Below are 739 nucleotides of genomic sequence, written 5' to 3' on the forward strand. Positions count from 1 at the left end.
CGCTGAAACCGTCGATATGCTCGGTACGGTGTCGCTGTCTCTGTTCTTGGCAATGGCTCTCATGAGCTTGAAGCTATGGAACATCTTTGATTTGGCGATCCCATTCTTAGTGATTCTGTCGATTCAGTCGGTGATTTTGGCCATCTTCACCTACTACGTGACCTTTAAGGTAATGGGCAGCAACTACGATGCGGCGGTTATCTCGGGTGGTCACTGTGGTTTTGGTTTGGGTGCGACGCCAACAGCGGTGATGAACATGGGTTCTATTGTTAACCGTTTTGGTCCTTCGCCTCAGGCATTTATGGTGGTACCAATTGTTGGCGCGTTCTTTATCGACATCGTCAACTTAATCATCTTGCAAGGTTACATTTCTTTCCTTGGCTAGACGATTGGATAGATGAGCCCCTAAGGGTAAAAATAAAAACGGTCACAACGCAGGTTGTGACCGTTTTTTTATGTCTCGGTTTTTGTTCGAGACGTTGTTTATTGAATGGTACGGCTGAACTTCAAACTTGCCGTCCACGCCAGTATCCCAATAAAGGCGTAGATGCCGACGTTGGCCCAACCCGCTTCAGGAATCGCACTGAATGGGTTAGAGGCGATGATCGCATGCAGAGGCAAATAGAGCACGGCTGAGAAGAACTGATCCAACCCGTAGTAACCAAACATCGCAATTGGCATCCAACGTAGCGCATAAATCGCGATGAAGAGAATCACCAACGGCGAGTTCATCTTCTGA

1 protein-coding gene and 1 pseudogene are annotated in these 739 nt (G+C 47.8%); one reads left to right on the forward strand and one right to left on the reverse strand.

Going from position 1 to position 739, the window contains the following annotated elements; translation table 11 throughout:
* On the forward strand, positions 1–385 hold a 385-nt coding region (locus tag R7Z77_RS25320; protein WP_318137042.1), incomplete at its 5' end, for a sodium/glutamate symporter.
* A gap of 98 nt (positions 386–483) precedes the next feature.
* Here R7Z77_RS25320 and R7Z77_RS25325 read toward each other — a convergent pair.
* A pseudogene (locus R7Z77_RS25325) lies at positions 484–739 on the reverse strand (hypothetical protein); the annotation flags it as partial.

This window comes from Vibrio sp. 1401, assembly GCF_033340295.1.